The 7970-nt window shown below is 58.9% G+C and carries 5 protein-coding genes; all 5 read right to left on the reverse strand.

The features are described 5' to 3' along the window. Nucleotides 1-59: 59 nt before the first annotated feature. From HOLFODRAFT_RS0215630 to HOLFODRAFT_RS21755, 5 genes are read right to left on the reverse strand one after another with little or no spacing between them, the layout of a single operon-like run. The gene (locus HOLFODRAFT_RS0215630) at nt 60-4373 is read right to left on the reverse strand and encodes a pilus assembly protein (RefSeq protein ID WP_005033746.1); all 4314 of its coding nucleotides are present in this window, start codon (nt 4371-4373) and stop codon (nt 60-62) included. Nucleotides 4374-4398: 25 nt separating this feature from the next. Then, the gene (locus tag HOLFODRAFT_RS0215635) at nt 4399-5079 is read right to left on the reverse strand and encodes a hypothetical protein (protein ID WP_005033748.1); all 681 of its coding nucleotides are present in this window, start codon (nt 5077-5079) and stop codon (nt 4399-4401) included. Nucleotides 5080-5086: 7 nt separating this feature from the next. Then, nucleotides 5087-6280: a PilW family protein gene (locus tag HOLFODRAFT_RS0215640; RefSeq protein WP_005033750.1), complete on the reverse strand. Its 1194-nt coding sequence runs from the start codon at nt 6278-6280 to the stop codon at nt 5087-5089. Between the two features lie 13 nt (nt 6281-6293). Then, entirely contained in the window at nt 6294-6830 is a 537-nt protein-coding gene (locus HOLFODRAFT_RS23460; RefSeq protein ID WP_005033751.1) for a prepilin-type N-terminal cleavage/methylation domain-containing protein, read from the reverse strand. Then, a complete protein-coding gene (locus HOLFODRAFT_RS21755; protein WP_043487059.1) occupies nt 6830-7459 on the reverse strand; it encodes a pilus assembly FimT family protein in 630 nt (209 codons plus the stop codon). Before HOLFODRAFT_RS21755 ends, HOLFODRAFT_RS23460 begins: the two co-directional genes overlap by 1 nt. Between the last annotated feature and the right edge of the window lie 511 nt (nt 7460-7970).

Raw genomic sequence — 7970 nt, forward strand, 5'->3', positions numbered from 1 at the left:
ACTCCCAATAAATCAGAAACGGGGCCCCGAAGGGCCCCGATCGGAACACACAAACCCTGTTACCGAATGATACGCCATGCCTTGGGGCGTGGGATGTCCAGGCGCTTACCGGTGCCCATGAAAGTGGGGTCCACTTCCTTCTTGGCACCCGACCCCTCGGGATTCTCGTTGTATTTCTCCCCGGCCTGGATCACACCAGATAGCCCAACATTGCCCAGGCGACTGGGAATATCGTTGAAGCGGTAAACCCAACCACTGCATGAGGAAGTAGAGGCCTGCGTCGTGCCACTATTGTAAAGCGGCTTGAGCACATCGCACATCCGGTAGGTGTACGAGATACCAGCACCGGCGCAGATGTCTGTGGTGGTACTCGGCATGAAGGTGGTGAAAAACAGGGCGTTGTCCAGGACCACCGCAGGGATGATCACCTTCTTGTAGAACCACGCACCGGAGGTGTCCGGCTTGGCCACACCAACATCCAGGTTCAGGTAGTAGCCGTTCTTGGCCTTCAGGTAGTAGGCCGAGTTGCTGGAGTCGATCCGGGTATCAGAGGTGGAACTGACGGTGGTGAGATCCGCGAGGTCTTCCACCGCACTCCCCTTGGCATCCAAGCTCCCCCCGCCGGAGGCGGTGATATCGGCACTGTCCTGTCGGTCGAGGATCACAACCATTCGGTTGCGCTTGGTAGTCCCGCCGCCGCCGGGATTGATGGTGTCATTATCCATCGGGTCGTTCCTGTCTCCAGTGCCGAAAACCACACCGACGGCAGGAACCATGGCTGTGGGAGCCGTTGTGCGGGTCGTGGGGTACCCGTACGGGAGGCTGAATACCGCCGGTGCTGAACTGACTGCGGTTCCGTCATTCTTGCCGTTGTAGATCCAGCGCACCCCCCAAGACGTGATGTCCGAGGTATCCGTGCGCAACCCGGACGAAACCTTGGCCCCGAGGGCGTAGGCACTACCAGAACTGTCCGTGAAGTAGACCCGCTGGGCCTTGTTGCTTCCCGGAAGGATCTCGACTGGCACCACTTCACCCGGGATGCTACCCATGTTGGGCACCAGGGTCTTGAGAGTGGCGTCGTTAACGAAGTCCCACTTCTTCACCAAATCGCCATTGTAGGCATTGAATGCCAGAATCGAGCGCCCGAGCTTGGTGCCGGAACCGTACGCCGCATCAGCAGCGAAGGCAGTGTCGATCTCAGAGGTTGTCAGTCCACCCCCAACCAGGAAGACATCCTTCACCACAGTCCCATCCAGGATGCGAGCCACCGCCGGCCAACTGGTGCTGCACCCCATGGTGCGGACGGCAGCATCCGAGGACTCGTCGGGTCGCACCATCCAGGCGAGCTTGGGAACCAGGGGTTCCAGGCCGTCCAGAGTCAGGCAGTAATAACTGCGTCCTCCCTTGCCCAGGCTGACCAGAATCCTCAGGACATCCGTGCTATCCGCCAAACCGTTCTCGCCGTAGGATCTCTCATAGAGGTATACCGTCGGGGAGCCGTCCACCAGATAGCGATGGGTGGAACTCGTGCGCCAAGCCTGAAGGCCACCCAGCAGGTCAGGAGGAATGAAGCCCCAAAGCTCATCCACCTCTCCTTTGACCAAACCGTCTGCGGGATCGACACCACTCACTTCGCCGAAGGCGTGAAGAATGCCCTGGTTGTCACCCACCACGATCATCCGGAAATGAAGCAGAGCCCTGAAACTGGTGGAGCATCCGGTGACGAAGTCCGCCAGACGTCCAGTCGGGACCTTGCTCATGGGGAATTCTACGATGGCAGGGGTGCTGTTGATGATATCCCCCATCATCAGGCCCTCCGCTGCGGTCTCACGGTTGCTGGTGATGCTCGTAACTGCCGCGGTGTCGTTCTGGGCATCAAGGCTGGCGCCCAGCATGAAGCGGATGAGGCTTCTCCGATTAACATCCGTGGACACCCCAAGGGAGCTGTTAGGAAGGTCAGAAACCGAGGTGGTCTCGTTGAAGGTGAGCATGGTCGAGGTGAATGCCCCGGTGGGCACTCCACCACTGAGCACCGGTTTCAGGGTGTATATGCTCCGGTTCTTCCATCCCTTGGCCAGAAGCATCTTGTATGCGGACCAGACCGCACTATCCTTGTCCACCGTATCGACCACCGTGCCGTTGGCAGCGGTGATAACCCGGGTGTCCCCCACCTTTTTGAGGCCAGCCATGAGCAGGTCGCCACTCCAGATCGCCTTCCCGGTCAGTTCGGTGGAGAAGGTGCCCAGGTAGAGCTGGTTGCCAACATCCAGGCCCACAAGGGGAGCCACCGGAGCGCTCATTGTATTGGTCGCCTCCTTCCCCAGGCTGAAAGCCATGGCCAGGGCATCAGCGATGGCTTCGGGAGACTGAGCGTCAAAGAAGAAAGGATTGACCTGCTTGTCGTTCCTCCCGGATTTGTTCGGGTCATAGGGCAAGGGAGGCGTCGCAGCGTTGAAGCTCCCCCGGTCCTTCCAACCGTAAAGGGCCGCCTTGTACATGTTCCGCTTGGCACCGCTGGTGTCCGTCCGCGTGCCAACCATGCTCACGCCGATGGTCATGGTATCGATGTGGCGAGTGACACCGTTGGGGCGGCTCGAAATGCGGAAGGGAGGCTTCACGTCGGCACTGTCGTCATCCGTGGGCCACCCAGTCTCGGAGCCGGAGGGGGTGCTGTGAGCGGTCACGCCTGCCAGGGAAAATATGTTGAAATTGGACTTGCCAGGCGCGATGGTGCTGAAAGGCACATTGGTAGCCATATCACCCCCGACGTAGGGATCCCCCGAGCCCAGGGCGCTTCCATCGCCAGAGTCGCAGTTGTTACGATCATCGTTGGGGTTCCCATCCGAGAGCACAATCACGAAGCTTCGGCGGCAGGAGGGAATGGGACTGTCCCCCTTATAGGGGTCATTGCTGGATTTGAAGACACTACCGCTGGTGCCATTGTCGGTACTGGCCATCTGGGCATAGGTGTTGAGCAAGCCATAGGTCAAAGGGGTCCAATTGGGCGCACTCATCCGCTGGATGTACTGCATGTTGACATCAGGATTGTTGGCGCTGTCGGGCCGATAGAGGCGAAGGAGCTTCCGATCGCCGGGGTTGCCCTTGAGGTTGCCAGAGGAATAGCAATCACTAGGCCCATATTGACCATTTTCCTTGTACCCGCCGCTGGAGGCACACATGTTGAGGAAGCGGATGGCCCACCAGACGTTGAGCTGTTCCGAAATGTAAGTCTTGATGAGTGCATATTTAATTGATTGAAGGCGCGTCAGGCAAGGCAGACCGTTGCCCCCAGTGGATTCACTGGTGCTGCTGCTCGCGAATCCAGCCCCCCCCTCCCGGACATCCTTGACGGTATAGCCGCCAGCGTTGCTGCCGGCATAGGCATCGATCATGCCCCCCTGATAGGCGCCAGCCTCATCATTGTTGCGGACATCCTGACCGAAGAACGCCCACCAGAGGTAGTCCGTATGGTACCGAATGAAGCCGACACTGCCTCCACCACTGGGGACGATACTGCCGTTGAGCCCGCCGTTACCAGAGCTCTCCCACCAGTAGGTATCGATCTCATACCATTGGGCGGTAGAGGTTTGAAGTCCCGTGGTCCGGTCCGGAACCTTATCAAAGAGGTAGGTGTGCTGGGGATGTTTCTCGCTCCGGGCCGTATTCATTGCTGTGGGGTCCGGCGCAAGCGTGCGCTGCTCGTAGGTGGCAACACGGTCAAAGGCTGCCCACGGCAAGGGGATGTCCACCACACGAACCTCATCCGGCGTCATGATCGCCTCATTCGTGGTCCCATAGGCCCCCAGGGCACTGCTGAAACGCTTGGGCCGGACATTGACGTTGGGCACGGAAATGCCGGTTTCACCACCGTAATCATAAGTGCCCGACACCTTGGAAGTCAGTGCGAAACGGATGTGGCTGGCACGCTTCACCCACAGGTTGGCATTGTCGGAGTTCACATCAGTGTAGACCACACGGTTGCCATCAGGTTTGACGAGGCGCCCTCCCTGGACAAAGGTCTGCCAGGATCCTCCACTGTAATAGCGGATCCGGGCCGTGATCACCACTGAGGAACCCGACCCCGTTTTCTGGATCTCAACGTATTCTGTCCCCCCCTCACCCCCACCCGAAGGATCCTTGTGGAGGTTCGCGCTGAGATTGGCGAAATACCGTGAATCCCAGGCCAAAGCCTCCATGGAACCCGAGTTGTCAATAAGGGTGATGATTTCGGGCTTAGCCCCCTGGGAGGCACTCCCAAAGTAGACATCCAGAACGTCAGTGGTGCCCTTCTGCAAACGGACATCCACCTGGGCGAACAGGGATGCACAGGCAGCAAATACCAGGGCGAAGCAGCGAGTAAGTGCGCGTGACATGGGCGTTCCTTTCACGAAAGATGACTCAAGGAGCCACGGTGGCGTAGACTTCCCGCCGGGCCTGGTAACGCACGTAAGATCCGCCTGTGTCCACACTGGCCTTGCCGGTGGACTGGAGTTGGTAGAGATTCAGGGATGTCCCCTTCTTGGCAGTGGTACCTCCGGAGGGATTGCCAGAGGCACTTGAGACGGTGGCTTCCATCGGTTGCCCAAGGTATCGAAACAGGAGATCGAAGGACTGTTTAACAGTGGTGCTCTGCTTGAAGCCGGTCCCCGCGTTCACAAAGACCATGTCGCTGTCAGTATCCGTTTCCGCCGAGACGACCTGGACAGCCCGGTCCCAGCGGCCGCTGCCCGCAGCACCGGTGTCGAAGCCCTGGTAGAGGTAGGTGCTATCCCGCCATGTGTTAGTGGCATTGAGCTGCTGCAGGGCCTGTACGAATACGTCCCGTTTTTGGCCCGTTGCGTTCGCCCAGTTGTCCTTATTGGACCAGAGCATGAACCAATCGGTGCCAGCCTCGGCCGCCTCACTGGCCTTGGCGGCCTGCCATACCGTTCCCGTAACCGCCAACTCCCTGAGAGCGTTCTTGCTGAGGCCAAAGGAAACCACCGTGGCCAGCACCAGGAGGGCGAATACCGTCAGGATGGCTATCCCTCCAGTCTGGGTGCACCGGGGACCCTGGCAACGATTCAAAGGTGTGAGCATGTCAGCCTCACTTTCCCACGCCGAAATTGCGAGGAGCGATCATGAGCGTCTGGGTTCTGGTTCGATAGGCCCTCGCCCCCTGGGCGGTGTTGTATTCCTCTCTGCGCATGGCCGTGCGGGTCGTAATATCAACCCGCAGAAGGCACGGAATCGAGCGGAACCAGTCGATGTTCGAGGTATCCGTGATGGAGGTGAAGCCAGCCATGCCCGAAGTCGCGAGCTGCACATTGGCATTCGTCTGGATGGCCCCCCAGTTCGCCGCCCCACTCCTGGCCCAACTGACACCCCCATCAAAGCTGATGTCCACCCGGAAGGCAGCCACATCCTCCGCAACCACCTGAGACGCGGCAGTGGTCCAATCCACAGTCCCGCCAATGGGATAGGCCGCCTGTTGGCGCACGAGGCAGGGAACCCTGACGGTATTGTGGGAGGGATCCAGGGCAAGGGCCTGAACCGAGTAGCGCACCAGTTGGGCCGGCCTGACGAAGTAGACGGGAACGCCCGCCTTGTGGGAGAGCGTGATCCCGGGGTTCATAACCGAAGCCGCGTAGTTGGCAAGCTTCACAGCATCGGTCTCAAAGGTGATTGAGGTGCCCGAGGTGGAGGCAACCAGCGGGTGCTCCCATTTGCCGTTCTCACCGCTGTCCAGGATGATTTCCACATCCCCTGCCTGGAGATCGCCGACAGCCCCCACGGTGCAAGTCACAGCCGCTGAGGTGGGAGCAGTCGCAGAGATCCCCCCAGGGTTGGGATCATCTCCGGGAGTGTCTATCGCCCAAGTCCCCTGTATCGGCAAGGGAACATCAGTGAAGAACTGAAGCACATCGGCGTTGAGCACCTCGGCCTCGGTGGCGCCGGGGTTGGAGTCGCTAACCCTCAAGAGACCTGTAACGGCCTGATCAGGAACGATGCGAAACAGGGGTTCTGCCCCATTCAGGATACTGGTCGGCAGTGTTCTTTCAGGGAAGATGAAGCCAGCCTGGGAGATATCGTCGTTGATCTGATCGAAGGCCCACCGGCTGTTCTGCTGGATGCCGATAACCTCATTGGTGGTGTTGAAGGTCTTGACGGAGGAGGCGAACACCTTCGCCATGCCAGCCAACAGAAGGCTCGTGAAGAGCAGGGCCACAAGGAGCTCCACCAGGGAGAACCCCCCGGTGGTCGGCAGCTTGCAAAGGAATCGTGATGGAGACTTTTGCATGGCTTTCTCCCATTCAGTAGCGGATGACCCGACTCATGGTCAGGGACTTCACCTGCCCCTCTTCGTTCCAGACGACGTTGACCAGGAACTCCTGGCACTGGACGGTGCTGACAGGGGCGGCTCCGGCGTAGGCCCGGCGAAGCCATGTAGCAGCGTAGATGGGGGTCCGCCTGTTCACATCAGGCACGAGGGTGGCCAGATTGCTCACCGCAGAACCGTCCGCATTGGTCACCTGGACCCCATCCACGTTGAAGCCCCCATATACGGTTTCATCCACACCCGCCCCGGGCGTCGTTGTGAAGAGCGGAGTCACCACCGGCGTGACCGCCGATGCCTTGGCGAAGTAGTAATGCTGCCCCTCCACCTGGGCCCGCTGGAGAATGCTCGAGGCAACATGACTCGCGGTGGACCTTTCCCGTCCCTGGGAGGCTTGGCGCAGACTCACCACCTGAAGAGCCGTAAGACCAAGTATGCCAATGGCCATGATAAAAGCTGCCATGAGCAGTTCCACCATGCTGAAACCGGAATCATTTCTCTGGATGCAGGACATCACAATCTCCTCCAGGAAGAGGTGGGAGAGGATCGGTAATACCGATAGAGGGTTCCAGAACCATCGATGAGAATGATCCCGACTGGACCATCCGGGATGGCCACCCCGTTGATCGCCCCCACAACGGCCACAAAGCCCTGTGTGTTGACACTGCCATTGCTGAAGAATCGGACATCAGAAGCGGCATTGAAGACATTGGTCGTCCATACAGCAGCAGTAGCTGGGAAGAGAGTCGTCCCCCCCGATTTCACACCCTGAAGGGCCGTCTTGAGGTCGGTGATGGCGGTGCTGGCCGGTGCGGAACTGCCATCGGGATCTATGAAGCAGAATCGGAGCGCTGCACGGTCTGCCCCCTGAGTGTATTGCCCCAGGGGCCCCCCGGTGGCTTGGTAGGCCAAGGTCAGGGCTGCACCGCTTCCAGAGGGAGTCAGAGCCACAGTCTGCCCGGTCCCCCGGGCAATTCCCCGCGCGTCCTCCAGGGCCCCTGCAACAGCCAGAACCGTGCCCTGAACCGCCGGACCGTTGCGGTCACTTCTGAAGGCGACACCCAGGGTGGCCAGGATCCCGACAATGACAAGGACCACCAACAGCTCTATCAGGGAGAAGCCCCGTTCATGACAGGTGCGCATACCCATAGGCCACCTCGCAAGGACCAAGGTACCAATTGCGAGGGACTGGGCCATACAACATCAAATGCAGGCCTGAAAGCATGTTATTCGCGAATTCAAGGATGAAGCTTCAGCATATGCACAACAACTGAATACTTTTTATACACAATTACAATATAAACAAAAATCAAAATTATACATATACACAATTCAACAACCAGAGTTCAAAACGCTATGAGTGTCTCATTTTTAGTTTGCAACACCTTGAAAATTTTATACAACTTAGAAGACAAGGCCTCAGCAATCCACAGATCAAAAAGCCGTTCATCCAACCCCCAGGGCTATCGGCGTGACCAACCTGTCAAACAGTGAGCATTTCGTCGGTGGGGCGTGGGCGAGGCTGCCTCAGGTAGACGGAGCCCCCACCGATGAAATGCGGTGTTGAACAAGCCCGGAGCGGGCGGGGGAGTTGGGCGAGGGCTATGGGGAAATCGCGCCTGCTGATCCACTTTTGGGGACGCCAGGTCCCCTG

Origin of the sequence: Holophaga foetida DSM 6591 (assembly GCF_000242615.2) — a bacterium.
GTDB lineage: Bacteria > Acidobacteriota > Holophagae > Holophagales > Holophagaceae > Holophaga > Holophaga foetida.